This is a genomic window from Qipengyuania soli (genome assembly GCF_015529805.1).
GTDB lineage: Bacteria > Pseudomonadota > Alphaproteobacteria > Sphingomonadales > Sphingomonadaceae > Qipengyuania > Qipengyuania soli.
In genome coordinates this window covers 1,033,065-1,058,645 of the sequence record NZ_CP064654.1, presented here as the reverse complement: position 1 = coordinate 1,058,645, position 25,581 = coordinate 1,033,065, and the positions used below count along the sequence as shown (strand labels likewise).

At 61.6% G+C, this 25,581-nt stretch carries 28 protein-coding genes and 1 tRNA gene; 25 read left to right on the top strand and 4 right to left on the bottom strand.

From position 1 onward, the window contains the following. Positions 1–15 precede the first annotated feature (15 nt). The 11 genes from IRL76_RS05350 to IRL76_RS05300 all read left to right on the top strand — a co-directional run bounded on the left by IRL76_RS05350 (position 16) and on the right by IRL76_RS05300 (position 6,927). The gene (locus IRL76_RS05350) at positions 16–390 is read left to right on the top strand and encodes a hypothetical protein (protein WP_200983756.1); all 375 of its coding nucleotides are present in this window, start codon (positions 16–18) and stop codon (positions 388–390) included. A gap of 74 nt (positions 391–464) precedes the next feature. Beyond that, positions 465–899, top strand: a complete 435-nt coding sequence (locus IRL76_RS05345) for a hypothetical protein (RefSeq protein WP_200983755.1) — start codon at positions 465–467, stop codon at positions 897–899. Then, positions 896–1,090: a helix-turn-helix transcriptional regulator gene (locus IRL76_RS05340; protein WP_200983754.1), complete on the top strand. Its 195-nt coding sequence runs from the start codon at positions 896–898 to the stop codon at positions 1,088–1,090. Before IRL76_RS05345 ends, IRL76_RS05340 begins: the two co-directional genes overlap by 4 nt. Then, positions 1,077–1,730 carry a hypothetical protein gene (locus IRL76_RS05335; RefSeq protein ID WP_200983753.1) on the top strand — a complete coding sequence of 218 codons (654 nt, stop codon included), beginning with the start codon at positions 1,077–1,079 and terminating at the stop codon, positions 1,728–1,730. The genes IRL76_RS05340 and IRL76_RS05335 overlap by 14 nt, the downstream gene beginning before the upstream one ends. Before the next feature lie 60 nt (positions 1,731–1,790). Beyond that, on the top strand, positions 1,791–2,723 hold the full coding sequence (locus IRL76_RS05330; protein WP_200983752.1) for a TraB/GumN family protein: 933 nt from the start codon (positions 1,791–1,793) through the stop codon (positions 2,721–2,723). 19 nt (positions 2,724–2,742) lie between these two features. Then, on the top strand, positions 2,743–3,633 hold the full coding sequence (locus IRL76_RS05325; RefSeq protein ID WP_200983751.1) for a TraB/GumN family protein: 891 nt from the start codon (positions 2,743–2,745) through the stop codon (positions 3,631–3,633). A gap of 152 nt (positions 3,634–3,785) precedes the next feature. Continuing rightward, positions 3,786–4,472: a 50S ribosomal protein L25/general stress protein Ctc gene (locus IRL76_RS05320; RefSeq protein ID WP_200983750.1), complete on the top strand. Its 687-nt coding sequence runs from the start codon at positions 3,786–3,788 to the stop codon at positions 4,470–4,472. Between the two features lie 80 nt (positions 4,473–4,552). Beyond that, on the top strand, positions 4,553–4,969 hold the full coding sequence (locus tag IRL76_RS05315; protein WP_200983749.1) for a DUF1330 domain-containing protein: 417 nt from the start codon (positions 4,553–4,555) through the stop codon (positions 4,967–4,969). A gap of 12 nt (positions 4,970–4,981) precedes the next feature. Further along, positions 4,982–5,482, top strand: coding sequence for an AAA family ATPase (locus IRL76_RS05310; RefSeq protein ID WP_200983748.1), 501 nt, complete (start codon positions 4,982–4,984; stop codon positions 5,480–5,482). A 14-nt stretch (positions 5,483–5,496) separates the two neighbouring features. Further along, positions 5,497–6,066, top strand: a complete 570-nt coding sequence (pth, locus tag IRL76_RS05305) for an aminoacyl-tRNA hydrolase (RefSeq protein ID WP_200983747.1) — start codon at positions 5,497–5,499, stop codon at positions 6,064–6,066. Between the two features lie 138 nt (positions 6,067–6,204). Next, positions 6,205–6,927, top strand: a complete 723-nt coding sequence (locus IRL76_RS05300) for a cistern family PEP-CTERM protein (protein ID WP_246450013.1) — start codon at positions 6,205–6,207, stop codon at positions 6,925–6,927. 83 nt (positions 6,928–7,010) lie between these two features. Here the strand turns inward: IRL76_RS05300 and IRL76_RS05295 are convergent, their stop codons facing one another. After that, a complete protein-coding gene (locus tag IRL76_RS05295; protein ID WP_200983746.1) occupies positions 7,011–8,534 on the bottom strand; it encodes a tetratricopeptide repeat protein in 1,524 nt (507 codons plus the stop codon). A gap of 82 nt (positions 8,535–8,616) precedes the next feature. Here IRL76_RS05295 and IRL76_RS05290 point away from each other — a divergent pair, with 82 nt between their 5' ends. From IRL76_RS05290 to IRL76_RS05260, 7 genes are all read left to right on the top strand, one after another. Next, positions 8,617–9,612 carry an SDR family oxidoreductase gene (locus tag IRL76_RS05290; RefSeq protein WP_200983745.1) on the top strand — a complete coding sequence of 332 codons (996 nt, stop codon included), beginning with the start codon at positions 8,617–8,619 and terminating at the stop codon, positions 9,610–9,612. A gap of 64 nt (positions 9,613–9,676) precedes the next feature. Next, complete coding sequence (gene ychF / locus IRL76_RS05285) at positions 9,677–10,777, top strand: redox-regulated ATPase YchF (RefSeq protein WP_200983744.1); 1,101 nt, start codon at positions 9,677–9,679, stop codon at positions 10,775–10,777. Positions 10,778–11,184: 407 nt separating this feature from the next. Then, positions 11,185–12,618, top strand: coding sequence for a hypothetical protein (locus tag IRL76_RS05280; RefSeq protein WP_200983743.1), 1,434 nt, complete (start codon positions 11,185–11,187; stop codon positions 12,616–12,618). A gap of 10 nt (positions 12,619–12,628) precedes the next feature. Continuing rightward, positions 12,629–13,894 carry an alkaline phosphatase family protein gene (locus IRL76_RS05275; protein WP_425504518.1) on the top strand — a complete coding sequence of 422 codons (1,266 nt, stop codon included), beginning with the start codon at positions 12,629–12,631 and terminating at the stop codon, positions 13,892–13,894. Between the two features lie 71 nt (positions 13,895–13,965). Further along, entirely contained in the window at positions 13,966–14,769 is an 804-nt protein-coding gene (locus IRL76_RS05270) for a DUF1206 domain-containing protein (protein ID WP_200983741.1), read from the top strand. A gap of 10 nt (positions 14,770–14,779) precedes the next feature. Then, on the top strand, positions 14,780–15,526 hold the full coding sequence (locus tag IRL76_RS05265) for a MauE/DoxX family redox-associated membrane protein (protein ID WP_246450012.1): 747 nt from the start codon (positions 14,780–14,782) through the stop codon (positions 15,524–15,526). A 16-nt stretch (positions 15,527–15,542) separates the two neighbouring features. After that, a complete protein-coding gene (locus tag IRL76_RS05260) occupies positions 15,543–16,001 on the top strand; it encodes a MaoC family dehydratase (RefSeq protein WP_200983740.1) in 459 nt (152 codons plus the stop codon). A gap of 1 nt (position 16,002) precedes the next feature. On the opposite strand, the gene IRL76_RS05255 is transcribed toward IRL76_RS05260, so the two are convergent. Continuing rightward, positions 16,003–16,488: a hypothetical protein gene (locus IRL76_RS05255; protein WP_200983739.1), complete on the bottom strand. Its 486-nt coding sequence runs from the start codon at positions 16,486–16,488 to the stop codon at positions 16,003–16,005. Beyond that, positions 16,488–18,290, bottom strand: coding sequence for a DNA mismatch repair endonuclease MutL (mutL, locus tag IRL76_RS05250; protein WP_200983738.1), 1,803 nt, complete (start codon positions 18,288–18,290; stop codon positions 16,488–16,490). The genes IRL76_RS05255 and mutL overlap by 1 nt, the downstream gene beginning before the upstream one ends. 195 nt (positions 18,291–18,485) lie before the next feature. On the opposite strand from mutL, the gene IRL76_RS05245 reads away from it, so the two are divergent. From IRL76_RS05245 to rodA, 5 genes are all read left to right on the top strand, one after another. Further along, a complete protein-coding gene (locus IRL76_RS05245) occupies positions 18,486–19,529 on the top strand; it encodes a rod shape-determining protein (RefSeq protein WP_200983737.1) in 1,044 nt (347 codons plus the stop codon). A gap of 13 nt (positions 19,530–19,542) precedes the next feature. Then, positions 19,543–20,433, top strand: coding sequence for a rod shape-determining protein MreC (locus IRL76_RS05240; RefSeq protein ID WP_200983736.1), 891 nt, complete (start codon positions 19,543–19,545; stop codon positions 20,431–20,433). 98 nt (positions 20,434–20,531) lie between these two features. Next, complete coding sequence (locus tag IRL76_RS05235; protein ID WP_343072320.1) at positions 20,532–20,987, top strand: rod shape-determining protein MreD; 456 nt, start codon at positions 20,532–20,534, stop codon at positions 20,985–20,987. Continuing rightward, the gene (gene mrdA / locus IRL76_RS05230; protein ID WP_200983734.1) at positions 20,984–23,128 is read left to right on the top strand and encodes a penicillin-binding protein 2; all 2,145 of its coding nucleotides are present in this window, start codon (positions 20,984–20,986) and stop codon (positions 23,126–23,128) included. Before IRL76_RS05235 ends, mrdA begins: the two co-directional genes overlap by 4 nt. Then, a complete protein-coding gene (gene rodA, locus IRL76_RS05225) occupies positions 23,125–24,243 on the top strand; it encodes a rod shape-determining protein RodA (protein WP_200983733.1) in 1,119 nt (372 codons plus the stop codon). Before mrdA ends, rodA begins: the two co-directional genes overlap by 4 nt. On the opposite strand, the gene IRL76_RS05220 is transcribed toward rodA, so the two are convergent. Further along, positions 24,240–24,947 (bottom strand): helix-turn-helix transcriptional regulator, encoded by a 708-nt coding sequence (locus IRL76_RS05220; RefSeq protein WP_200983732.1) that lies wholly within the window; start codon positions 24,945–24,947, stop codon positions 24,240–24,242. The genes rodA and IRL76_RS05220 overlap by 4 nt on opposite strands. A 144-nt stretch (positions 24,948–25,091) precedes the next feature. Here IRL76_RS05220 and IRL76_RS05215 point away from each other — a divergent pair, with 144 nt between their 5' ends. Both IRL76_RS05215 and IRL76_RS05210 read left to right on the top strand, forming a co-directional pair. Further along, positions 25,092–25,391: a hypothetical protein gene (locus IRL76_RS05215; protein WP_200983731.1), complete on the top strand. Its 300-nt coding sequence runs from the start codon at positions 25,092–25,094 to the stop codon at positions 25,389–25,391. Positions 25,392–25,502: 111 nt separating this feature from the next. Then, positions 25,503–25,578: transfer RNA gene (locus IRL76_RS05210), tRNA-Lys, on the top strand. Positions 25,579–25,581 lie beyond the last annotated feature (3 nt).

The following is a 25,581-nucleotide window of genomic DNA, read 5'->3' as shown; positions in this document are numbered from 1 at the left end:
CTGGAGCCCACCGAAATGCCGTACAACCCCAACGCCATTACCGTCGACGACCGCGGCTTCACCATGAAGATGATGTGGGTCGGACTGGGCTCTTCGCTGCTGCTTCTCACCGGCAAGATCTATGGTTTTTACGACCATATCGAGGCGCTGGCGGGTGGCTTCACCGCCGGCTCGCTCATCGGCCTCGCCTTTATCGGACGGCAGGACGAATATTTCCAAAGCCTCGTTTACTTTGCAGCGCGCTGGGCGCTGAGCATTACCGGACTTTGGCTGTTCGCCAGCATCCTCTCGTTCACCCGGGACTATGTCGACGACACCGTGTTCGGCCTGGTTGCCATCGCTGTGACCTTTCACCTGGCCTTCACCTGGGCGCGGCTGAGAGGGTACTGAGAATGCAACACGTATCGCAATCGCCTGGGAAGGCGAAATCGACCGCGCGCCGCAGCCGGCTCTACTTTCGGCTGATGGACATATGCCTGTTCTTTTTGGTCGTTGGCCTGATCGACTGGATCGTTAGCCATTACGACGTGGAGAATGCTCCGGCCTGGTATCTCGCTGGCGGGCTGGTGATGATCATCTTCAATAGCTTCGTCCCGCTGTTCCTCATGGTCGCAAGTTTCATGCGCGACGATTACGCCGAGGGGCTGGTGAAGCGCAGCTTGCGGGTGATGGCCTACGGGGCGGCGTTAATACCACCCTTCCTCCTCATCGGGCCGTGGGTACTGGGAGGCATCTTCGTGAACACCGACTTGCGTGCTCCGGACTTCTACCGCGAGTTCTATAACGCCTTCTATCTCAGCGAAATGCGACCCGAACTGGTGCTCCGGAGAGTTTGGTTCCTTTACATGCTTTCCTTCGTCGGGATCTTCCAGTTCCTGCGCTGGAAGGACAGCCGATGAAGAACCGCCTCCGCGTCCTTCGTGCCGAACGGGAGTGGAGCCAGGCGGAGCTGGCCATGCATCTCGACGTGTCGCGTCAGGCAGTCAACGCGATCGAGACGGGCAAGCACGATCCCTCCCTACCCCTCGCCTTCCGCATCGCGCGGCTGTTCGACATGCCAATTGAGGAAATATTCGATGACGAAAACTGACCTGTCGGATGCCCCTGGCGAGGTCGTGCCGGGTTCTGCCCGCTATTGGCGCAACCTCTTGCTGTGGGCGGTTGGCCTTGGCCTCTTCCTGCCTTTTGCCATCCTTCCGGTCATTCTTGCCCGCAAGGCCGACGGTCCGCTCGACTGGCTGGTCATCGCCGCTATCGGGATCGCTTCGATCTTCGTGGGCCGCATCTTCTGGCGTACTGCGCCCGATTTCACCATGGGTGAGCCCCGCACTGCGCGCGGTATCAGGATGCGCTGGATCCTGGTGGGAATAGCCCTGCTGGGACCGCTGGCCGGATACCCTTTGATTGCGCATCGCGGACCCAATGGCGAACGTCTCGATCTGTTCAGCAATGCGGCTCTGCCCGGCAGCGTTGTCCTGCCAATGCTGGGGGTGTGGTGCATCGCCATACCGCTGCTGGTATTCCTTGTGCGTCGCAATTCGGATGACTTCATGCGCAGCGCCAACGACTTCGGCTTCATGGTCGGCGGACAGCTGTTCTACTTTGTGGCGCCCGTCTGGTGGCTCGCCTGGCGTGGCGGATTCCTGCCGCGACCAGACGTCATGATCCTCTTTATCGTGACGCTAGTGGTCGTAAATCTGGCAAATCTTTGGAAACGCCATCATGGCTGATCTTGTCTTGGGCCACGGGCAACCTATCAAGTAGATTGAATTCCACGGATTTACCCGAACATGAAACGTGTCCTTCTCGGTACTGCTGCCTGCTTTTCCCTGCTCTTCCAGGGTGCTGCCGCTCAGGCGCAGGATGCAGTCTCCGATGTTGCCCCCGCACTGGCAGTTGCTGTCGAGGACCCGAAGGAGCTGTCTGGTCCGGCCCTGTGGATGCTCGCGGACGAGGACACGACCATCTACCTCTTCGGCACCGTCCACGCCCTGCCGCGCGAGGTCAAGTGGCGGGTGGGCCCCGTCGAGCAGGCGCTGGAGTATTCGAGCACTCTGGTGACTGAGATTCCCGGGGACGCGATTACCGATCCGTCTTCCCAGCAGATGATAGCTGCCAAGGCGATGCTGAGCGGTAACAAGACTATGCGCGACCTGCTCGATGCCGACCAGCGCGTTTCGTACGAAACCGCGATGTCGAAGCTGGGCCTGCCGGTCGACGCATTCGACCGCTTTGAACCATGGTTCGCGGGCATGACACTGGCAATGCTGCCTTTGCTCAAGGCTGGTTACGACATGGACTCCGGTGTCGAGAAGGTCATCGAAAAGGATCTGTCTCCGCAGGTAACGCGCGATGCACTGGAGACCATAGGTTTCCAGATCGACATGTTCGACCAGCTCCCGATGCAATCGCAGATCTCTTTCCTTATGTCCTCTGCGGAGAATATCGAATCCGTCTCGCCGATGATGGACAAGATGGTCGCCGAATGGATGGAAGGCGATGCAGACGGCCTCGCAGCCCTCCTAAACGAGGGCCTGACCGATCCCGTTCTGACCAACATCCTACTCTATAACCGCAATGCGAAGTGGGCGGAGTGGATCGACAATCGCATGGACAAGCCCGGCGCTGTCTTCGTCGCGGTTGGCGCAGGCCACCTCGCCGGGGAAAAGAGCGTCCAGTATTATCTCACGCAGCGCGGATTCCGGGTCGAGCGGGTCCAGTAGGCCAGCGATCCGTGAGCGCATGAACCCGCTGGCGAAAGCGATCTTCGGTGTCCTTTTCGGGACACTGTTGCTTGCCGGGTGCGGCAAGAAGGACAAGGAGTTTGCCGAGGCTGGCTCCCAACCGGCCCTGTGGGAAATCCGCGATGGTTCGGGCAACGTTGAAGGCTGGCTCTTCGGAACGATCCATGCCCTGCCTGAAGGAACCAGATGGCGTACTGCCCGGCTGCAGTCCGCGATCGACGAGGCCGACCTGCTGGTTGTCGAGGTCGGCAATCTCGCGGATGGAGCGGCAATGGCAGCGCAATTCCGCAGGCTGGCGTTCGACGGTCCGCAAGGCAAAATCCGCAGCCGCGTGACTCCAGCCTACAGGGAAAAACTCGATGCAGCGCTCGAGAAGGCGAGTATTGCCGAAAGTGATCTCGACACAATGGAGACATGGGCCGCCGCCCTTGCCCTCGCCCAGGCCGCACAGGATGGCGACGGGGGCAATGGTGCCGATCTCGCCCTGCTGGCCGACTTCAGGGGCCGGAGTGTCGAGGAGCTGGAAGGCGCGCAAAGGCAACTGTCGATTTTCGACACCCTGCCCGAGACCGATCAACGCGACCTGTTGCAGGCGGTGATCGACGAGATCACCGACGGAACCTCGGAAGACGACCGTCTCGCCCGAGATTGGCTGCGCGGCGATGTGGATGCGTTATCCCGCACTGCCGACGGTGGAATGCTCGCCGATCCGGAACTGCGCGAGGCACTGCTGGTACGGCGCAATCGCGAATGGTCAGCAAAACTGGCGACCATATTGGCACGCCCAGAGAAACCTCTCGTCGCAGTGGGCGCCGGCCACATGGGCGGACCCGATGGTCTTGCGGCAATGCTCGAGGCCCGCGGGTACAGCGTGGCAAGGACGCAATAGCCTGGCGCAGCTCTGTGGCGGGATTTCCGGCCCTGCACACCAAGGCTTGCCTTTTGTCCCCCTTCCCCCTAATGGCGCGCCCTTCGGCGTCATGGTCATCCCTGGAGGCGTGGCGGACCGAAGCATTCAAACGCATTCGAAAGGCAATACAGATGAGCGACGCTCTGACCCTGCCGGCCGAGGCGCGCGAACGGGCTGGCAAGGGAGCCTCCCGTCAACTGCGCCGCGATGGCCGCGTCCCTGCCGTGATTTACGGCGGCAAGGAAGAACCCACACTGATTCACGTGGAAGCCAAGGAACTGGTTCGCCAGCTCGGCACCGGCCACTTCATGAACTCGATCGTCGAGATCGAGATCGGTGGCAAGAAGGTCCGCACGCTTCCCAAGGACGTCGCTGTCCATCCCGTGAGCGACCGCCCGGAACACGTCGACTTCCTCCGCCTTGCAAAGGGCGCGAAGGTCGAAGTGAACGTGCCTGTCGTGTTCGCCAACGAAGAGAAGAGCCCGGGCCTCAAGAAGGGCGGCGTTCTGAACATCGTCCGTCACGAACTCGACCTCATCTGCGATGCCGACAAGATCCCGAGCGAAATCGAGATCGACGTCACCGGCAAGGATGTGGGCGATTCGATCCACATCAGCGAAGTGACCCTGCCCGCCGGCAGCGAGAGCGCGATCACCGATCGCGACTTCACCATCGCCACGCTGGTCGCTCCCTCGGCACTCAAGAAGGCCGAAGGCGACACTTCGTCGGCCGACGCCGCTTCGGTACCCGCCAGCGCCCAGGCTGCTGACGAAGCCGAAGAAGAAGAAACCACCGAAGAAGAAGGCGGCGCGGAGTAATCCCTGCCCCACCCTTCGCGGGTTTCCTGAAGCGCCGGTCCCGAGAGGGGCCGGCGTTTTGCTTTTATGGAGGGGAAGTCATGGCAGAATACCTGGAAGTTACGCCCGAACAGGGAGCACGCTTCTTCGGCAACCCGAAACCGGGAGCGGTCGTGATGCTCAACCTGCTGCGCTTCCGCGAGCGTGCCGATTACTCGCACGCACCCGCGCTGGAGCCGGAAGGCGGAGTGACAGGCGAACAGGCCTATCGCATCTACATGGACGAGCTTGAGCCCTTGCTGGTGGCCAGTGGGGGTGAGGTCCTGTTTTCAGGCAGCGCGGACGGATTCCTGATCGGTCCGGCTGAGGAGGCTTGGGACTACGTCGTTCTCGTTCGGCAAGCGAACCAGCAGAGCTTCCTCGCATTCGCTTCCGATCCCGAAGCCCAGCGCATCACTTGCCATCGGACCGCTGCGGTCGCGGACTCGCGGCTGTTGCCGATCTGGCCCACCGCCTGACCTCGCAAGATCGTGGAGCGCGTCCTCGTCATCGGCTCGCCAGGGGCGGGAAAGTCGACCTTTGCTCGCGCTCTCGCGCAGCACAGTGGCCTTCCCCTGATCCACCTTGACGCACACTACCACCTGCCAGGCTGGACCGAACCTGATCCGGCAGACTGGGATGCCAAGCTCGACACGCTGCTTGCAGGCGACAGCTGGATCATCGACGGCAATTACGGCGGCAGCATGGAACGCAGGCTGGCTCTGGCCGACACGGCGATCCTGCTCGACTATCCGACGTTACTGTGTCTCTGGCGCCTGGTGAAGCGCATCACGACACTGCACGGAACCGTCCGTCCCGATGCCCCGCCGGGATGTCCCGAAAGGTTCGATCTCGAATTTCTCCACAACGTCGCCGTCTTTCGTCGCGTGAAAACGCCAGCGCTCGAACGTCGCCTCGGGGCTTTCCCCGGACGGATCGTTCGTTTCCGTCGCCCTTCAGAGGCGCAGGCCTTTCTCGACGCGCTCGCTTGAGCTAGCAGCCGCGCATGCAGATCTGGACTGGCCTCGGAAATCCCGGACCGCAATATGCGCTCCACCGGCACAATGTCGGCTTCATGGTCTGCGACCTGCTGGCGGAGATGTACGATTTCGGCCCGGTCCAGAAGAAGTTTTCGGGATGGGTGCAGGAAGGTCGGATCGGCAACCAGAAGATCCTGCTGCTTAAACCCGCAACTTACATGAACGAGAGCGGCCGTTCGGTGAGCGAGGCACTGCGCTTCTACAAGCTGGATGTCGACACCCTGACAGTGTTCCATGACGAACTCGACCTTGCCCCGTTCAAGGTAAAGGTTCGGACCGGGGGTGGACTGGCCGGGCATAATGGCCTGCGCAGCATCAACCAGCACCTCGGGCCGGATTTTCGGCGGGTACGGATTGGCATCGGTCATCCCGGCGATAAGGAGCGAGTCACCGGCCATGTGTTGGGTAATTATGCCAAGTCGGAAATGGACGACCTTGCCGACATGCTGGCGGCTATCGGCGCGGAAGCTGAATGGCTCGCTCGTGGAGACGATGCCCGTTTCATGAGTGAACTGGCGTTACGCCTGCAGGACTGACCACTCGCGAGCGGTTAGCATCCTTCCAGCAGCTTGTTCCCCTTTGAGACAGACCCGACTGCGCGCTGGCAATGCCACTAAGGACGTGACACTTCGGAACCTGCAAATCAGGCAAGTCATTCCGATTTGGGGGCAATTGTGAACTTCAAGCGTTTCATCACCAGTGCCATGGCACTCATCGGACTGGCGACTGCCACTCCCGCGATCGCGGAACCGATCCTGCTGGATTCCGGCTCGGTCGGCGACAGCTTTACCATCGATTTCGACGGCTTCGTCAATGGTGGCCCCTCGCTCGACGGTCTCAATTCCTCCCTCACGCTCACGCTTACGGCGATCGAAAACGGCATCTACACCTTCGATTATTCGCTGACCAACACCGGCGCGGCTGACGATGGCATTACCTCGCGTGTCTCGGGCTTCGCGTTCAACACTGACCCCGACATCGACGCGGCGACCAGCACCGGAACCTACGGCTACACAAACACTGATTCCAACTATCCGAACGGTATCGGCACCGTGGACGTCTGTTTCCAGGCCCAGAGCACCGGAAGCTGCGCAGGCGGCGGTTCGGGCGGCGTCTATGATGGTGCGACTGGGACCGGCACGCTGAGCCTCAGCTTCGGCACGGCGCCTGCAAGCCTGACCCTCGACGACTTCTTTGTCCGCTACCAGTCGATCAGCGGTATTGACGGCGTGACCTCGGCCAGCGGTCGCCAGATCACCTCGACCAGCTCGTCGGGCGGCAACGACGTCCCCGAACCAGGCATGGTCCTGCTGTTCGGCATGGCTGTCCTGGCCATTGCGTTCGGCGCCCGTGGACGTGGGCAGGCAGCGACAAAGGTTCGCGTAGCCTACGCCTGAGCGTCGGCCATACAATTCAAGCGCATTCGGCGGCGCGTGGTTTCGATCACGCGCCGCTTTCATTTCGTGCCGATGTTTGGTGCCTAGCTCGCCTCGGCCTGTCCCAGATGACGGGCAATCGTGCGATTGTCCGGGTCGAGCTTTGCTGCGCGCCTGAGCATTTCGAGACCGCGGGCCTTCGAACCGGACTGGACCAGCATCCAGCCTGCGGTGTCGAGGATCGAGGCGTTCTCCGGCTCCAGCTTGACTGCACGAAGCGCCATGTCGAGCGCCTCGCTATCCTTGCCCAGCTGCTGCTTGGCAAAGGCAAGATTGTTGAGGACCATCGCGTTTTCGCCGCCGGTCCGGGTCAGGATGCTCTGATAGAGAGACTCCGCATCGCTCCATTGCCGGTTGCGGAGTGCGCGATCGGCTTTTGCTAATTCACCGCCGATCCATTCGGGTGAGGGTGTGCTGAGACGCTTTTCGAACGATGCCGCGCCATCGCTCCCAGCGCCCTTGGCTGCAAGACTGGCCAGCTTCAGTTCCTCGGGCGTGGCATCGGGTCTGCTCGCAAGCGGACGGATCGTGGCCAGCGCGCCCGCAGGGTCGCGCGAAGCCAGCTGCGCCCGCACAACAAGCCGCCTTAGGGCTCGCGATCCGCCATGGCGTTTGAGTGAAGGCTCCAAAACGCCCAGTGCTACCGCTGGTTGGTCGAGCTCGATAAGCGCCCGACCATAGAGCGCTGTGACGACCGGATTGACCCGCAACTCGTCCTCATGTGGCTGGAGGATGGACCGGACCTTGGCCCAGTCGCCTTGCTTCCCTGCCAGCCTTGCGGACAGGAAGATGACCGATTGCTCGTCAGGTGCTTCTTCCGAAAGGCTCGCCGCCAGGGGTTCAGCATCCTTGAGGCGTCCAAGCGAGATCAGCACTTCCGCCTTGCCAACGCGCCCGTCGAAATTGGCGGGATGCAGTTCGAGCACGCGATCGAACGATGCGAGCGCGCCGGGCAATTCGTTTCGCGCCAGGCGCATGTCGGCACGAACCAGGTGAGCCTCGACCATTCGCGGGTCGAGCTTGAGCGCCCTGCCCACCAATGCGTCGGCTTTGGCAGCTTCGCCCTGCAGCAGCGAGAAGCGGGCATAGGAAGCCAGCAGCGAAGCATCGGGCGCTGCGCGGCCGGCACCGGCTGCAAACGCCTCTGCCGCCTTGTCGACCTCGCCTAACCCGATATAAGCCAGAGCGCGAACCCGGTCGGCGGCGCCCGTTTCCAGCCCGTCGACCAGGGCAATGCCCTTGTCGTACTGACCGCGCAGGACTTCGGCCTCACCTGCCACAGCAGCCACGTCCGGGCGGTCCGTCATTTCCTTTGGCAACTTTGCCAGCGTAGATGTGGCACCTTCCCCATCGCCGAGTGCAATCTGGGTCCGCGCCAGAAGCACGCGCATTTCATGGTCATCGGGTTTTTCGCGTAGCCCACTGATCAGTGCGACACGCGCCCCGCGGTAATCATTGGCGGCGAATGCTTCGCGTCCGTTGGCAAAGCTCGTCTCCGGGCTCGGCGAGCATGCGGACAGCGCCGCGGCTATCAGGATCGTGGTGGAAAGCAGTCGATTGCGGATCATGGTTTACGCCTACCACGAGAGAATAAACCATTGATGAAAGCACCGGGCGCGGTGTTAGGATTCGAAGCAAGGGAGAGAGCAAATGCCGCAGATTGATCGCAGGAGCCTTCTGGCCGGAGCCGCCGCCACCGGAGCGACACTTGCCGGAAGTCGCGTAGCATTGGCGGATGCGATCGAACCGGCGAGCGGACTTTCTGGTAAGGCCATACTGATCACGGGCACTTCATCCGGGTTCGGGCGCCTTGCTAGCGAACTCTTCGCGCGCGCGGGGGCGAAGGTTTTTGCCACCATGCGCAACCTTCCCCGGCCCGAGGCGGAGGAATTGCGGAAACTTGCCCGGGACGAGAAGCTGGACATCCATGTCATCGAAATCGATGTGCTCGACGATGCGCAGGTCGCTGCGGGCGTGGCAGAGGCCGAGAGAATTGCCGGACGCGGCATGGATGTACTCGTCAACAATGCGGGCATCGGCATTACCGGGCCGATAGAAGTCCAGGACATGGAAGCGACGCGCCTGGCTTTCGATACGAACGTCCTCGGGTACCAAAGACTGGCCCGCGCCGTACTCCCCGGTATGCGGGCCGGGAAGCAGGGCCACATATTCGCAGTGTCCAGCCAGTTGGGACGCGTGATTGTCCCATACGCAGGCCACTATTCGGCAACGAAATTCGCGGTTGAAGCATTGTTCGAGCAACTCGCTTACGAGCTTGTGCCGCATAATATCGGCGTCACTATCATCGAGCCGGGTGGTTATCCCACCAAAGTCTGGGTCAACCGAAACCGTTATTCGAAGGAGCTGAAGGAGCGCGTGGATCAGCGCCATCTGGACGGGTACCCGCAGGTAGTCGCACGCATGGGACAGGAAGATGGTTCGGGGCGCACTGCCGACCCCATGGACGTGCCCAAAGCGATGGCGCGTGTTCTTGGCATGCCCCCTGGCACGCGGCCGCTCCGGCTCCCGGTGAGCGGTGGAGACATCCCGCAGGTCGCAATCAACGAGGTCTGCGCACGCACGCAGGTAGAATGGCTCGGTAGATCGCCGCTTGGGCCGCTCGTCCGGGCTGTTCACAAGGCCTGATCTGCTGGCAATCCTTTCCGCTTCTGGCTAAGGGCGCGGCCAAAGCCATATTCCGGAGTTTTCGATGGGTTTCCGTTGCGGGATCGTCGGCCTGCCCAACGTGGGCAAGTCCACCCTTTTCAATGCACTGACCGAAACGCAGGCCGCGCAGGCCGCGAACTACCCGTTCTGCACGATCGAGCCCAATGTCGGGCAGGTCTCGGTGCCGGACGAGCGGCTCGACAAGATTGCCGCCATTGCCGGCAGCGCCAAGATCATCCCGACGCAGCTCGCCTTCGTCGATATCGCCGGCCTCGTGAAGGGTGCCAGCAAGGGCGAGGGCCTGGGAAACCAGTTCCTCGGCAACATCCGCGAGGTGGATGCGATCGTCCACGTGCTGCGCTGCTTTGAGGATGACGATATCCAGCACGTCGCCAACAAGGTCGATCCGATTGCCGATGCCGAGGTGGTCGAAACCGAGCTGATGCTCGCCGACCTCGAAAGTCTCGAGAAGCGCGTTCCTGCCGCAGCCAAGCGCGCAACCGGCGGCGGCAAGGAAGCGAAGCTGATGGCCTCCGTCCTTGGCCAGGCACTCGACCTGCTGCGCGAGGGCAAACCTGCCCGCCTGACCGAGCCCAAGGACGATGAAGAGGCACGGATATTCCGCCAGGCACAGCTGCTGACCGCCAAGCCCGTTCTCTACGTCTGCAACGTCGCGGAAGAGGATGCTTCGACCGGCAATGCCCTGTCCGAACTGGTGTTCGCCAAGGCCGCTGCCGAGGGCGCGGAAGCGGTCGTCGTCTCGGCAGCCATCGAGAGCGAACTGGTCGCCATGCCTGCCGAGGATCGCGCCGAATACCTTACCGAACTCGGGCTCGACGAAAGCGGCCTCAGCCGTGTCATCCGCGCAGGCTACAAACTGCTCGGCCTGAAGACATTCTTCACCGCCGGACCAAAGGAAGCCCGTGCATGGACCTTCCCGAGCGGTGCGAAAGCTCCGCAGGCAGCGGGCGAAATCCATACCGATTTCGAACGCGGCTTCATCCGCGCCGAGACCATCGCCTTCGACGACTATGTCGGACTCGGCGGCGAAGGCGGCGCGAAGGAAGCCGGCAAGCTGCGCCAGGAAGGCAAGGAATACGTGGTGCAGGACGGCGACGTGATGCTGTTCAAGTTCAACGTGTGATTGGCAGCGCAGCCGGAACCACCTAGATACGTACCATGCGGACGCTGATGCTTGCCCTGTTTGTCGTGATGCTGGCCTTGCCGGGCCTTGCTCGCGCGAGCACCTGCGGCGAAATGCAGGCCTCGGCAGCTCAGACTCATCATGGCAGATCCCATCATGAAGGCGGGCAGTCGAATGATGACCATGCCGCTACTGCATCGTCACACCAATGCATCGGATGCGCGCCCCTGAGCACCCCCGCCGACGAATTTGCTCTTGTGGAATTGACCGGCATATCGCCGGTGACGGACCTGGTGGCCCGGCTCAGCTCCCGCGCGCCCCCGCCCGACACGCCTCCGCCCCGTCTCTAGTCAGGATTCGACGGCCCCAGCGCCGACCAATCAAGGCAAACAGACGGACCAACCATAATGATACTTCGCACTCTGGCGCTGCTTGGCGGCGCAGTCATCGCATATCCTGCCGCAGCGCAGGACCATTCGCATCATGATGCGACACCGCAATCGGCTAGCGAAACCGCCGACCAGTCACACGACATGGAACAAATGGACCATTCGCAAATGGACCATTCCCAGATGGATCACGGCCAGCACCAAATGGCCGAGGACGATGCCTGCATCGCGATCGGATACGTCCTGCGCACCAAGGAGGGTTCCGGAACTTCGCTTCTACCCGGTGCTTCTGAGGGCGTCGGCGGCGCTTGCGGGGGTATGCCCATGGGTCATCATGGCCTGATGCTGGCGAACGACCCATGGATGGTCATGGCCCACGGCTTCGTCTCGACGCAGTACACCGACCATTCGGGCCCGCGCGGTGACGACCAGCTCTACGTGACTTCGATGGGCATGCTCAATGCGGAGCGCCAGACCGGCTGGGGGCGCATCCAGTTGAAGAGCATGTTCAGCCTCGAACCGCTCATGGATGCGAGGGGCTATCCCAACCTCTTCGCGACCGGGGAAACCGCCGACGGCGAGCCACTGGTCGACCGGCAGCATCCTCACGACCTCTTCATGGAGCTTGCTGCACGCATCGACGTAAATGTCGGTGAAGGAGCCACGGTGTTCCTTTACGGCGGCCCGGTGGGCGAACCGGCACTCGGACCGAGCGCCTTCATGCATCGCGATTCCGCAGCCCTCAATCCGGAACCGCCGATCACCCATCACTGGTTCGATTCCACGCACATCACCTACGGCGTCGTGACCGCAGGCGTGAAGACTTCAGCCTTCCAGCTTGAGGGATCGCTGTTCCGCGGCGCAGAGCCGGATGAGGACCGGTGGGATATCGAGACGCCCAAGCTCGACAGCTATTCGCTTCGCGGCACCCTGACGCCCAGCGCGAACCTGGCGATCCAGGCCAGCTATGGCTGGATCAAGGAACCCGAGGCGGTCCATCCCGGTGAGGACGAACGTCGCTTCACGGCATCGGCTCACTACGCCAACTTCGACGGACTTTCGGCCATGCTGGCTTTCAGTTCGAAGCGCAGGGTCGAAGATCACGCGGACGAACTGCCGGGCGAGGAACACGACGATAGCCCGCTGACCGCATGGCTGGCAGAGGTCAACTACGACCTTGACAAGTCGAACACCGTATTTGGCCGGTTCGAGAACGTCGCCAATGACGAGCTCTTCCCCGACCATGACGATCCGCTACATGACCAGCGTTTTCGTGTGTCGAAGTTCCAGTTCGGCTATGCGCATCGGATCGATCTGAAGCCGTTCGAGCTTGCGTTGGGCGCTTCAGGCGCCTTCTATGGCAAGCCTGACGTGCTCGACGGCGTTTATGGAAAGAACCCCTTCGGCGCGACGGTCTTCGCACGGCTGTCACTCGTCGGCGGGGGACATTGAGGAAATGAAGATGGGTCACCGGTTCACCACTGCAATCGCCGCCGCTGCTCTCGCACTGTCAGGCTGTGCTCCTGCGGTGGAAAGCGCTTCCGCCCCGGTGGCGGTCCAGGAGGCACGCGAGCCGGTGACCATCCTTGTCTCCATCGACGGTTTCCGTTCGGACTATCTCGAACGCGGCATGACCCCGACGCTTTCGGGGCTTGCTGCAACCGGCGTCCGGGCGGACATGTCCCCTTCCTTTCCCAGCAAGACCTTTCCCAATCACTGGACCCTGGTGACGGGCCTGGTGCCCGACCATAACGGTATCACTGCCAACAAGATGGAGGATCCAGCCCGACCGAACGAGGTCTTCACCATGGCCACGGTCGATCCCTTCTGGTGGTCCGACGCAAAGCCTGTTTGGGTCGAAGCCGAGGAAGCCGGCATCCGCAGCGCAGCGATGTTCTGGCCCGGCTCGGCAGTGCCATGGGGCGGCAAGGTCGAAGGCTGGGGTCCGGTCGAGGGTGGCGTGATGGCGCAGGACTGGCAGGCATTCTCGATGCAGGTCACGAACACGCAGCGGGTCAATTCCGTGCTCGACTGGCTCCGTCGACCGGCCGACATCAGGCCGGCTTTCGTCACGCTCTATTTCGACACGGTGGATACCGCCGGACACGATGGCGGACCCGACAGCGAGGAGGTGAACGCCGCCCTTCGCGATGTCGACAAATACGTCGGCATGCTGGTCGACGGGCTGGCCAAGCTGGGGCAACCGGCCAACCTGGTCATCGTTGCCGACCATGGAATGGCCGCGACCAGTTCTGAACGGGTTATCGCGCTCGACTCCTTGGTGGATCCGGCATTCTACAGACTTGTTGAAAACGGCCCTTACGCGACGTTCGAGGCAACAGCTGGCAATGCAACGAAACTGGAAGCGGCTCTCCTGAAACCGCATGACCACATGGAGTGCTGGCGCAAGTCGGAAATCCCGGCGCGCTTCCAATACGGCACGCACCCGCGCATTCCCAGCTACCTTTGCCTCGCCGAAGTGGGCTGGAACATTCTCCCCACCAAGCCAACCTCCCCATGGTCCGGCGGGACGCACGGGTACGATCCGTTCGCAAAGGAAATGGATGCGCTGTTCATCGCCAACGGGCCTGCGTTTCGCCCCGGGACGAAGTTGCCCAATTTCCAGAATACGTCAGTTGCTCCGCTGGTTCGCAAGCTGATCGGCTTGCCCCAGTCGACACCGTCGGACGGGACCGTCGACCCGATCCTTCCCGCACTCAAGAACTGACCAGCGGCTCCCTTTTCCCGGAACGCTCGGCGGGTTCGCGCCGTTGTGCGTGAAACAAGGGAAGTGAGGCGATGGTAGACAAATCCGAGAAATTCAACTGGCTGGTCCGCGTGGGATTTGCAGCGCGCGGCATTACGTACCTGCTTCTCGGATATCTCGCCCTCAGCACCGCCGGTGAAGCCAAGGGCGGCGGCGCAGCGGTCTACGACTATCTCCAGGAAGTTCCCTTTGGCACGCCTCTACTTTGGCTCATGGCCATTGGCTTGCTGGCCTATGCAGGCTTCAGGCTCATCTCTGCAATCGGCGACATCCAGCACCACGGCAGCGACACCAAGGGCCTGCTGAAGCGCGTGGGCGATGTTGCGAGCGGCGTTGCACACCTTTTCCTCTCCTACGCCTGCTATCAATTTGCCGTGGGTGAAAAGCAGAGTTCGGACACCGATGGTGGCAGCCAGGAAATGGCAGGCACCGTCTTGTCGATGGACCTGGGCTCGGTGCTCATCGGCATTCTTGGCATTGGCTTCATGGTCGGCGCATTCATGCAGGCCAAGAAAACCGCGACCGCCAGCTTCATGAACCGCATCAGTGCGCGCGCACCTGGCGGCGTGAAAACGGTCGGGCAGATTGGCCACGCGGCACGCAGTATCGTCTTCGCCATAATCGGCTGGTCGATGATCAAGGGTGCGTGGTTTTCAAGCGAGAGCCAGATCAAGGGACTTGGCGAGGCCATCTTGTCGTTGCGCGACAATGGCCTGCTCTACACTTTCGTTGCCGTCGGCCTGATCATGTTCGGCGTCTTCAGCCTCGTGACCGCGCGTTATCGGATCATCCCAGATTTCGGGCCCGAGGGGTTGAAACCCAAATTTCGCGCCTGACATTCTCAGGATGACCGACACCAAGACCGCCGAAATCCATCGCATGGTGATGGACACCCATGTTTGCCCCTATGGCGTGAAAGCCAAATGGCTTCTCGAGAAGAACGGCTTCAAGGTTGAGGACCACCACCTCACCACCCGCGAGCAGACAGACAATTTCAAAGAGCGGCACGCTGTCTCGACAACACCGCAGATCTTCATCGGTGGCGAACGGATCGGTGGTTACACCGACCTCCGCAAATACCTTGGCAGGCCACTCCCCGAGGCGGGGTCGACAAGTTACATTCCGGTGCTGGCCGTGTTTGTCGCGGCCGCGGCGCTTGCGCTGGCGGTCAGCCATTTGAGCTTTGGGAATGCGCTCACAATGCGCGCTGCCGAGTGGTTCATCTCGTTTTCGATGGTCATCCTCGCCATGCTCAAACTGCAGGATGTCGAGAAGTTCTCTTCGATGTTCCTCGGTTACGACCTCCTGGGCCGACGCCTGGTGCCATATTCCTACGCTTACCCCTTTCTCGAGTTCGGCGCCGGGGTCCTGATGGCCGCTCACGCGTTCGACTGGATTTCCATCCCGGTCGCACTGTTCATCGGGACGATCGGTGCCGTCAGCGTGTTCTATGCGGTGTATATCCAGAAACGCGATATCAAATGCGCCTGCGTCGGAGGATCGAGCAACGTGCCGCTCGGCTTCGTTTCGCTGACCGAGAACCTTGCCATGATCGCCATGGCGATTTGGATGTTGCTAAGCCCTGCCGCCTGATCCATTGCAATTTGCAATGCAGTTTTACGAAGACATTGCCGTCGGGCACAAGCAAGCTTTCGGGCATTACGAGGTCACTCGCGAAGAGGTCATCGACTTCGCCTCCCGCTACGACCCCCAGCCATTCCATCTTGACGATGCCGCAGCGGCGCAGACCCATTTCGGGCGCCTGTCCGCCAGCGGATGGCATACTTGCGCGATGACGATGGCGATGCTCGTCGAGAACCTGAAAGCCAACAAACAGGCCGGCCTAGGCTCACCCGGCGTTGACCAGTTGCGTTGGAAGAAGCCGGTCTATCCCGGCGATACCCTGCGGTGCGAGAGCGAGGTGATCGAGAAACGTCGCAGTGCGAGCCGGCCCGAAATGGGCATCTTCAAGAGCAAACTCACCGTGTTCAACCAGGATGACGAACCGGTCATGGAGATGGTGTCGAACGGCCTGATCCGTACCCGCGACCCGCAGGGTACTGACTAGGTCAGGCGCCGCATTGTGCGATCCCTGTCGCACGATAGACGACCCGGTCCTTCCCGTCCTTGACGGTTAGTGTTCCCGAATAGTCGCTGGTCTCGTCACCGGTCGGCGCACCGCTGTCCCGGTCGAGATCGAGCGTGAAGGAATAATCCTTCCCGTCGTACTTGTGCCGCGCGAGATAGGGCAGCTCATCGCTGCCCTTGTCGGCCGCAAATCGCAGAATCTCCTCTCCGCGCTTCATGTAGCCTTCGTCCGCCATGGCCAGCGCAATCGCGCCAAGGCCGCCACCGTCGGGCGCGAAGTTGCACCCCGCCCCATAGAGCCCGTATTTCTCGATATCGGGATAGCGGATCGGACGCGGGTCGAGCATTTCCGGCGGTGCTTCCTGGTTTGCCTCGACTTCAGCCACTGCGGCCTGCCGGTCCGCCTCGCTAGGTTCCGAGGAACAGGCGCCAAGCAATAGCAAGGCAACAGTAATTGCGAACCGCATCAATGCCTCCCGAAGAGTTTCTCGACGTCTTCCATGGAGAGCTTAACCCACGTGGGCCGCCCATGGTTGCATTGGCCCGAACGTGGTGTCCGCTCCATTTCACGCAGAAGAGCGTTCATTTCGTCGACGCGCAAAGGGCGCCCCGCCCGAACCGAGCCGTGACATGCCATGGTGGCCAGCACCAGATCGAGCTTCTCGCCAAGCAGCAAAGCTTCGCCGTTCAAGGCAAGGTCGTCATCGATGTCGCGTAACAGCTTTTCGGGATCGGTCCTTGCGATGGCGTGGGGCATGCTGCGGACCAGCATGGCAGAGGGGCCGAAGCGCTCGATGGCCAGTCCGAGTTCAGCGAGCTTGTCGGCAGCATCCTCGAGCCTGTCGCAGGATGTCTCGTCCATCTCGACCACTTCAGGGATCAGCAATGCCTGGCTCCGGGAGACAGCGTCCTCCGCTCCCGCAGCACGCAACCGCTCCAGCACGAGACGTTCGTGCGCGGCGTGCTGATCGACCAGGATCAGCCCGTCCTTGGTCTCGGCAACGATGTAGGTGTTGGCGACCTGCCCGCGCGCGATGCCCAGGGGGAAATCCTGTTCCTCGGCGGTCACGGGCGAGGCCTCCTCCGCCCTCCCCCGTGGAGCAGCCATGACCTCCGCTTCGACACCGCGCCACACGGCATTGGCCTCCGCAACGCGCGGCTGCGGCGCTGTCCAGTCGCGTCCGGCAAAGATCGACCGCAGCGCCGGTGCAGGCTCTTCGCGAACCGGCTCTGCCTGCCAGCGTGACATTGCCCCCGCGTCGGGAGATTGCGCGCTACGCTTGTCGCCGGTGGCCAGCGCCTGCCTTAGCCCCGAGACGATGAAGCCGCGCACAGCCTGCGCATCCCTGAAGCGGACTTCTGTCTTCGCCGGATGGACGTTCACGTCCACGTCCTCGGGCGGGAGGTCGAGGAACAGGGCGAGCACCGCATGGCGGTCGCGCGCCAGCATGTCGGCGTAGGCGCCACGGACTGAGCCGGTCAGCAGGCGGTCCTTCACCGGGCGACCGTTGACGAAAAGGTACTGGTGATCGGCGATGCCGCGATTGTAGGTTGGCAGACCGGCGATCCCGGTCAGCCGCATTGCTCCGCGTTCGACATCGATCGAAACGCCATTGTCCTTTAGTTCGCGCGCAACGATCTGGGCGACGCGATTCTCCAAGCCCTCCCCACCTTGGAGGCCGAGCACCCTGCGGTCGGCATGATCGAGCGTGATCGCAACGTCGGGCCGCGCCATGGCGAGACGGCGCACGACATCGACGCATGCCGCATATTCGCTTCGTGCAGTGCGCAGGAACTTGCGGCGTGCCGGCACCTTCCCGAAGAGGTTCTCGACCCGCACCCGCGTTCCGGGCGGCAGGGCCGCAGGGCCTTCCGCGACCAGCTCGCCATGATCGACGACGCGCTTCCAACCCTGCTCGGCGCCCTGAGGCCGGCTTTCGAGAGTGAACCGCGCGACACTGGCAATGCTCGGCAGAGCCTCTCCGCGGAAGCCCAATGTGACCACCTGCTCGATGGCTTCGTCCGGTAGCTTCGATGTTGCATGGCGTTCGAGGGCAAGAGCCATTTCGTCGGGCGACATGCCGCAGCCATCGTCGGTAACTTCGAGACTCGCCAGACCGCCGTCGACCAGCTTTACCGCTATCCGCGTGGCACCTGCGTCGATGGCATTTTCGACCAGTTCCTTGAGCGCCGACGACGGGCGCTCCACCACCTCTCCCGCAGCAATGCGATTGACGAGATTCTCGGGCAGGCGGCGAATTTCAGGCATGAGACTGCAGGGTAGCGACGAACCGCCACGAATCCGAGGCCAGACGTTGCTCTTTTACCCAAGGGAATTGCGGAAATTTTTGGCCTTTTGCCCATTGTGTCGCTAAAGAGCCGCCACCAATCCCCCTCAGGGTTGTCGCACGGGTCGCGCGGCGCGCCTTCCCACCCTCACGATCAAACGGAATATCGAGCGAAAATGGGCTTCTGGAACAATCTCTTCAAACTCGGTTCGCAGAACATGGCGATCGACCTCGGCACCGCGAACACGCTGGTCTACGTACAGGATCAGGGCATCATCCTGAACGAGCCGTCGGTGGTCGCGATCGAGACGATCAACGGCGTGAAGCGCGTGAAGGCCGTGGGCGACGATGCGAAGATGATGATGGGCAAGACCCCCGACAGCATCGAAGCTATCCGCCCGCTGCGTGACGGCGTTATCGCCGACATCGAAATTGCCGAAGAGATGATCAAGCATTTCATCCGCAAGGTGCACGGCCGCAAGAGCCTGCTGCGCTATCCGGAAATCACCATTTGCGTTCCCTCGGGCTCGACCTCGGTTGAACGCCGCGCCATCCGCGACGCGGCATCGAACGCAGGCGCCTCGCAGGTATTCCTGATTCTCGAGCCCATGGCAGCAGCGATTGGCGCCGACATGCCTGTGACCGAGCCGGTAGGCTCGATGGTCGTCGACATCGGCGGCGGCACGACCGAGGTTGCAGTACTTTCGCTCCGCGGCCTTGCCTACACTACCTCGGTGCGCACGGGCGGCGACAAGATGGACGAAGCGATCGTTTCCTATGTCCGACGACACCACAACCTTCTGATCGGTGAAGCTACTGCCGAGCGCATCAAGAAGGACTACGGTATCGCCCGCACACCCGAAGACGGCGTTGGCGAGAGCATCACCATCAAGGGACGTGACCTGGTCAACGGCGTGCCCAAGGAAATCACGATCAACCAGGGGCACATCGCCGAAGCGCTCAGCGAACCTATCGGCGCTATCGTCGAAGGCGTTCGCATCGCGCTTGAGAACACTGCCCCCGAATTGGCAGCGGACATTGTCGACCAGGGCATCGTGCTCACCGGCGGCGGCGCGCTGATCGGCGGGCTGGACGAGTACCTTCGCGAGGAAACCGGTCTGCCGGTGACCATCGCAGAAGATCCGCTGTCCTGTGTCGCGATCGGCACCGGTCGAGCAATGGAAGATCCCGTCTATCGCGGCGTGCTGATGACGGCCTGAGGAAGGACTTTCCATGGCGCCGACAGGCCAACGGCGCTCGAGCTATTCGCGCAGGGCGCAGTACAACCTTTTCACCGGCTACATTATTGCCGGCATCGGCGCTCTCATCGGCGCCGTGCTGCTTACGCTCTCATTGTTCCAGCCCAACCTGTTCGGCTGGGCGCGGAGCGGTGCGAGCGACACGATCGCGCCTGCTACGGAGGCAAGCGCCACGGTTCGCACCGAGAGCAAGAGTTGGTGGGATTCGATCACCGGATACTATCGCGCCGGTTCGAAGAATGCTGCACTCAAGCGGGAAATGGAAATCGCGCGCATTCGGCTCGCCGAGGCAGATGCGATCCGCCAAGAAAACAAGCGTCTCAAGACCTTTCTAGGCCTCGACGACAAGGCGATTAAGCCTGTCGCGGTTGCCCGCCTGATCGGATCCTCCGCATCGAGCACGCGCCGCTTCGCCTATGTTGGCGCAGGTCGGGACAAGGGTGTTGAAGTGGGAATGCCCATCCGCTCACCGCGCGGCATTGTCGGCAGGGTGCTGGAAGTGGGTGGCGACAGCGCCCGCGTTCTTCTTCTGACCGACAGCGAAAGTGTCCTGCCGGTACGCCGGGCAAAGGATGAAGTCGTGGCATTCGCTGAAGGACGCGGTGACAGTCTGCTGCGTATCCGTCTTATCAATCTCGGAATCAATCCGCTCAAGCCCGGGGACCTCTTCGTCACCAGTGGTGCTGGCGGTTATTACCGCCCCGGAATTGCCGTGGCCATCGTTACTCAGGTCACCGACGACGGTGGCCTTGCACGGGTTGTCAGCGATCCTGCAGCCACAGACTTTGTCGCTGTCGAACCCATCTTCGAGCGTGAAGCGGTGGAGGCACTCAAGACGCCGGTCGAACAGGAGCTGTCCGACTGATGGAGCGGATGAACCCGCGTTCGCGCAGCGATGCTTATGGAAGCCGTATCAATAGATCGCATTCGACGCTCGTTGCGAATGTCCTACCTTGGCTGAGCGTGCTCGCAGCCTCGATCCTACCTGTATTCCTGATCGCTGTCGCGCTTCCCATGATGCCACCGCTCGGGTTTCTCCTCCTGCTGGGGTGGAGACTGGTGCGGCCCGGGTTGCTGCCGGTCTGGGCCGGACTTCCGCTCGGAATGTTCGATGACCTGTTCAATGGTCAGCCGTTCGGCTTCGGCGTGTTCTCATGGTCGCTGGCACTCATAGCGATCGAAATCATCGAAACCCGCCTGCCCTGGCGCAGTTTCTGGCAGGACTGGTTCACAGCTGGTATATTGATTGCGGCCTATCTGGTCGGTGGCTGGATCCTGTCCGGCGCCACTCCCACGATTCATTCGTTCATTTCTCTCGTGCCCCAGCTGCTCTTTTCCATCTTGGCATTTCCCATCGTCGCACGCGTGGTCGCGCGCCTCGATCGCCTGCGCCTTACGCGCTGGATGAGGACGCAATGAGGCGCTTCGGGAAAAAGCGGCAGAGCAGCATCCTCACCCAGACGATGCTCGACAATGCCTTCGACCGCCGAACCTTCGTTATCGGAACGGCGATGGGAGGGGTGGGAGTCCTGCTCGCCGCGCGCATGGGTTACATCGCCATTGCGGAGAACGAGAAGTATAAGCTCGAATCCGAAAGCAATCGCGTCAACCTGTCCCTCATCCCGCCGCGACGAGGCTGGATACTCGACCGCAATGGTGCACCGCTCGCATCAAATCGGGCGGACTTCCGTGTCGACATCATTCCCGACCGCACCCCTGACCCGGACAAGACGCTGGAGGAACTCACCCGCATTCTGTCGCTCGACAAGAACCAGGCTGCAGACGTTCGCAAGGCGTTCGACGATTCTCCTGGTTTCCAGCCTGTCGAGGTGGCGTCTGGACTGAAATACGAACAATTCGCGGCTGTCAGCGTCCGGTTGCCCGATCTTCCCGGCGTCGTGCCCCAACGCGGCTTTTCTCGCTACTATCCGACGGGACCTTCGGTAGGTCATCTTATCGGCTACGTCGGCGCAGCTAATGCCGAGGAATTCAAGGAGCAGGATCGCAATCCACTGCTCGTCACGCCCGGCTACAAAATCGGCAAGGATGGGCTGGAAAAGCAGTTCGAGCAGGAACTGCGCGGGATCCCCGGCGGGCGGCGCGTAGAAGTGACTGCATCCGGCCGCATCGTACGCGACCTCGAAACGCGCGAAGATATCCAGGGCGATCCGGTGCAGCTGACCATCGACGGGCCACTGCAGGACTATGCCGCGCGTCGCATCGGGCTGGAGAGCGGCTCGGTAGTGGTGCTGGACTGCGAAAGCGGTGACATCCTCTGCATGGCATCCATGCCGAGCTTCGACCCCAACAGCTTTTCGCAAGGCATCGGTCGAGTTGAATACGCAATGCTTAGCGAGGATGAGCGCGTTCCGCTGCGCAACAAGGTATTGAAGGGGCTGTATCCCCCAGGCTCGACCGTGAAGCCGATGGTCTCGATGTCCTTCCTCAAGGCCGGTCTTGACCCGGACGAGTCGGTCTTCTGCGGAGGCGGACTACGGGTGGGGAACCGCGTTTTCGGCTGCTGGAACCGTCGCGGGCACGGAATGGTCAATATGGCCAAGGGCATCTACCAATCCTGCGACGTGTATTTCTACCACTTCGCGCAGCGGATTGGCATGGACCCCATCGCCGCGATGGCCCGTACCTGCGGGATGGGACAGCAATTCGATCTGCCCGTGGCAAGCCAGTTCTACGGCACAGTTCCCGACCCTGCGTGGAAGCTCAAGAAGTACGGTCGCGAATGGCAGACCTTCGACACGGTCAACGCCACGATCGGGCAAGGCTACATGCTTGCCAATCCCTTGCAGCTGGCGGTCATGGCAGGACGACTGGCGACCGGCCGGCACCTTGCGCCTAACCTGCTCAAGAAGGAATCGACCCGCTTCGCGAAGGCCGACTTCAATGAAGAGCATGTGCGCTATGTCCGACAGGCCATGAGCGATGTCGTCAACGGTCCAGGAACGGCCGGAAGGGCGCGCCTGCCCATTCCCGACGTGATGATGGCTGGAAAGACCGGGACGGCGCAGGTCGTCGGCCTGAACCTGTCGAACGGTAAATCGGGACCATGGAAGTATCGGGACCACGGCTTGTTCATCTTCTTCGCCCCGTTCGACAAACCGAAGTACGCCGGTGCTGTCGTCATCGAGCACGGCGGGGGGTCGGGTGCGGCCTATCCGATTGCAAGGGACGTCATGACGTTCCTGTTCGATCCCGCGAAGGGAATGGATGCCCTGCGCTCAATGGAAGCGCAGTGGGGCGGTACCGCGCAACAACGGCTCGATGCACGGTATCGCGCATATGCCGCTGCAGCCGGTGAATCCGTAAAGCCAGTTCCTGCACGTGACGAGGACATCTTCGACCAGGTTGAGGCAGAGGCACGGATCGACGCGCGGCGACAGGAAGAAATCGCAGGTGAGACTGTGCGACCGCGCAATGACACGCAGCCGCACGAAGACAGTCCCCCGCCTTCCTCGATAATTGACCCAGCGCCAGTTGCGACAGATGCGGCGGCTGGCGTCCCGACCACAACTCCAGCCACTGGTACCCCCGGGCCGCAATGACAGGTATCGTCCCTGCCCCTATCGCTCGGCAGCCTTGGCAGATGCTGTTCCCGCTGGTGACGCTGATTTGTTTCGGCGCTTTGGTGCTCTACTCGGCTGCAGGCGGGTCATGGACTCCCTACGCCCTGTCGCACCTCATGCGTTTTTGCGTCTTCCTGACGATGGCTTTCGTCCTCAGCAGGTTTTCCCGCGATCTCGCGATGTTCTTCGCCTTTCCGATTTATGGCGTGATCGTCCTCCTGCTGGTGATCGTTGAAGCGGTCGGTTTCGTTGGTGGTGGCAGCCAGCGATGGCTCGACCTCGGTTTCATGCAGTTACAGCCGTCGGAGTTGATGAAGCCCGCCATCGTCCTGGTACTGGCCCGGTTCTATGCCAGCTTGCCCGTCGGTATGGTTCCGACCTGGCGTTCGCTCGTTCCTGCGGGCGCGATCATTGGGCTGCCCATGGCTCTCGTCCTGCTGCAGCCCGACCTTGGGACATCGCTTGCTATCGGCTTCGGTGGCGCGATCGTAATGTTCGTCGCCGGACTGCCGCTGCGTTGGTTCGTGGGAGCAGGTGCAGCAGGCGCGGTGATTGCCCCGCTCGCCTTCTTCTTCGGACTCAAGGAATACCAGCAAAAGCGCGTCTTCACCTTCCTCGATCCGGAAAGCGATCCGCTGGGCGACGGCTATCACATTACCCAGTCAAAGATCGCGATCGGTTCTGGCGGCTTTTCGGGCAAGGGCTTCAACGAGGGGTCGCAAAGTCACCTGAACTACCTACCGGAACCGCATACCGACTTCATTTTCGCCACGATGGCGGAAGAGTGGGGATTTATTGGCGGGTTGGTGGTGCTGGGCGCATTCGCCCTCATCCTCAGCTGGGGCCTTTCCGTCGCTCGCAACAGCAACGACCGCTTCGGCAAGTTGCTGGCGACCGGGATGACAGCGACCGTCTTCTTCTACGTAGCCATCAATTTGATGATGGTCATGGGGCTCGCACCGGTGGTGGGCATTCCACTCCCCTTCATGAGCCACGGCGGTAGCTCCATGATGACGAACATGATCTGCTTGGGATCACTGATGATGGTCAACCGCTGGAACCAGATGGCGCCTCGCTCGGGACTGTCGGGCTAGAGCCGAAGCAGGTTCAACTTCAGCGCACGGATAATCGCACCCACGCGGTTGTGGGCGCCCAGCTTGTCGTGAAGCCTCTTCGAATAAGTCCGGACCGTCTCAGGCGAGAGGTCGAGGATGGTCGCAATCTCGGTCACCGATTTTCCCCGCGCCAGCCACCGCAGCACCTCGGTCTCCCGGTCAGACAGAACCGGGCTTTCACGTCCTTCGTTGAGCAGGCGGCTAACCCGCGCCTGCGATGCCTGGGCTACCGCACCCAGCTTGGCCAGCATAGGGGCGTCTGCACTCTCCATCGGACGATCGAAGTCGAAACTTGCGTAAGCCTCGCGTCCGCCGGGGCCAAACAGGGGGAGGCCGAACCCGTGATGTAATCCGTGGTCTCGCATCGCCGAGAAGTAGGCCTCATGTTCGGGAGTATTCTCTTCCAGTTCCATCGCCTCGCGCCAACTGATCCGCTGACCATGGCGCATGGTCCGTTCAGGGATCGGATCGTGGCTTCGAAAATCCCGATGGTAGAGGTCCATCCACTCGTCTGCGAACCCCGAGGCCACAACGGCAGTACGATCCGAGTTGGCCGAATCCAGAACCGGGGAAAAATGGTAACTCTGTCGCACGGCACCAAGGCCAGATGCGAACTCGCTGGCGAGCAAGAGCACCGCACCGACATCGGTGAGTTTTTCGATTTCGAGCAGCGTGTCGAGCATACCCCTCTCCCGGGTAGCCGCCGGCTGTCCCCCGGCTTTGCTACTTTCAGCGACAGGTCGAAAATGATAATTGGCGCGGCATTGTCGATCAACCTTGGAGAGAGGTCTGGTCGGCGAAGGGATCGCAAATTGAACAAGCCAAAAATGAATTCGCCCACCGTCGGACGACGTGTGTCCGACACAGACATGCGCGTCATTCGCGTCCGGTCATCGATCGAACTGGGCAACGAAATATTTCACCTCGTCGGCAAGGCTGGCGAGCGTGGTAAATCGCTGACTATATGGGATTTGCGCAGGATGCTCGATGCTCCGCTCGAGAAGGTATTCGTGGCATTGAGAGCGCTCGAACACGAGCGCCTGATTACCCGGGGAATGCCTACCCACGATGTGTTGAGCGCGCCCATCACTCTTACCGAAGACGGCCGCGAAATATATTTTTCCTGACGCCCGATTTTGCTCCATTTAAGGCCTTTCAATCCGCGCGAGGCCCGCTATATGAGCGCCTCCCCCGAGTCGGGGCGCCGGTTTATCCGGCCACGCGGCAAGCCGCAGTGTGGACGCATAGCTCAGTTGGTAGAGCAGCTGACTCTTAATCAGCGGGTCCTAGGTTCGAGCCCTAGTGCGTCCACCACCA

Excerpts from the sequence above, each read along its gene's own strand:
- IRL76_RS05350 (WP_200983756.1), top strand. The coding sequence starts at position 16 with ATGCCGTACAACCCCAACGCCATTACCGTCGACGACCGCGGCTTCACC.
- IRL76_RS05345 (WP_200983755.1), top strand. The coding sequence starts at position 465 with ATGGACATATGCCTGTTCTTTTTGGTCGTTGGCCTGATCGACTGGATC.
- IRL76_RS05340 (WP_200983754.1), top strand. The coding sequence starts at position 896 with ATGAAGAACCGCCTCCGCGTCCTTCGTGCCGAACGGGAGTGGAGCCAG.
- IRL76_RS05335 (WP_200983753.1), top strand. The coding sequence starts at position 1,077 with ATGACGAAAACTGACCTGTCGGATGCCCCTGGCGAGGTCGTGCCGGGT.
- IRL76_RS05330 (WP_200983752.1), top strand. The coding sequence starts at position 1,791 with ATGAAACGTGTCCTTCTCGGTACTGCTGCCTGCTTTTCCCTGCTCTTC.
- IRL76_RS05325 (WP_200983751.1), top strand. The coding sequence starts at position 2,743 with ATGAACCCGCTGGCGAAAGCGATCTTCGGTGTCCTTTTCGGGACACTG.
- IRL76_RS05320 (WP_200983750.1), top strand. The coding sequence starts at position 3,786 with ATGAGCGACGCTCTGACCCTGCCGGCCGAGGCGCGCGAACGGGCTGGC.
- IRL76_RS05315 (WP_200983749.1), top strand. The coding sequence starts at position 4,553 with ATGGCAGAATACCTGGAAGTTACGCCCGAACAGGGAGCACGCTTCTTC.
- pth (WP_200983747.1), top strand. The coding sequence starts at position 5,497 with ATGCAGATCTGGACTGGCCTCGGAAATCCCGGACCGCAATATGCGCTC.
- IRL76_RS05295 (WP_200983746.1), bottom strand. The coding sequence starts at position 8,534 with ATGATCCGCAATCGACTGCTTTCCACCACGATCCTGATAGCCGCGGCG.
- IRL76_RS05290 (WP_200983745.1), top strand. The coding sequence starts at position 8,617 with ATGCCGCAGATTGATCGCAGGAGCCTTCTGGCCGGAGCCGCCGCCACC.
- ychF (WP_200983744.1), top strand. The coding sequence starts at position 9,677 with ATGGGTTTCCGTTGCGGGATCGTCGGCCTGCCCAACGTGGGCAAGTCC.
- IRL76_RS05280 (WP_200983743.1), top strand. The coding sequence starts at position 11,185 with ATGATACTTCGCACTCTGGCGCTGCTTGGCGGCGCAGTCATCGCATAT.
- IRL76_RS05275 (WP_425504518.1), top strand. The coding sequence starts at position 12,629 with ATGGGTCACCGGTTCACCACTGCAATCGCCGCCGCTGCTCTCGCACTG.
- IRL76_RS05270 (WP_200983741.1), top strand. The coding sequence starts at position 13,966 with ATGGTAGACAAATCCGAGAAATTCAACTGGCTGGTCCGCGTGGGATTT.
- IRL76_RS05265 (WP_246450012.1), top strand. The coding sequence starts at position 14,780 with ATGACCGACACCAAGACCGCCGAAATCCATCGCATGGTGATGGACACC.
- IRL76_RS05260 (WP_200983740.1), top strand. The coding sequence starts at position 15,543 with ATGCAGTTTTACGAAGACATTGCCGTCGGGCACAAGCAAGCTTTCGGG.
- IRL76_RS05255 (WP_200983739.1), bottom strand. The coding sequence starts at position 16,488 with ATGCGGTTCGCAATTACTGTTGCCTTGCTATTGCTTGGCGCCTGTTCC.
- mutL (WP_200983738.1), bottom strand. The coding sequence starts at position 18,290 with ATGCCTGAAATTCGCCGCCTGCCCGAGAATCTCGTCAATCGCATTGCT.
- IRL76_RS05245 (WP_200983737.1), top strand. The coding sequence starts at position 18,486 with ATGGGCTTCTGGAACAATCTCTTCAAACTCGGTTCGCAGAACATGGCG.
- IRL76_RS05240 (WP_200983736.1), top strand. The coding sequence starts at position 19,543 with ATGGCGCCGACAGGCCAACGGCGCTCGAGCTATTCGCGCAGGGCGCAG.
- mrdA (WP_200983734.1), top strand. The coding sequence starts at position 20,984 with ATGAGGCGCTTCGGGAAAAAGCGGCAGAGCAGCATCCTCACCCAGACG.
- rodA (WP_200983733.1), top strand. The coding sequence starts at position 23,125 with ATGACAGGTATCGTCCCTGCCCCTATCGCTCGGCAGCCTTGGCAGATG.
- IRL76_RS05220 (WP_200983732.1), bottom strand. The coding sequence starts at position 24,947 with ATGCTCGACACGCTGCTCGAAATCGAAAAACTCACCGATGTCGGTGCG.
- IRL76_RS05215 (WP_200983731.1), top strand. The coding sequence starts at position 25,092 with ATGAATTCGCCCACCGTCGGACGACGTGTGTCCGACACAGACATGCGC.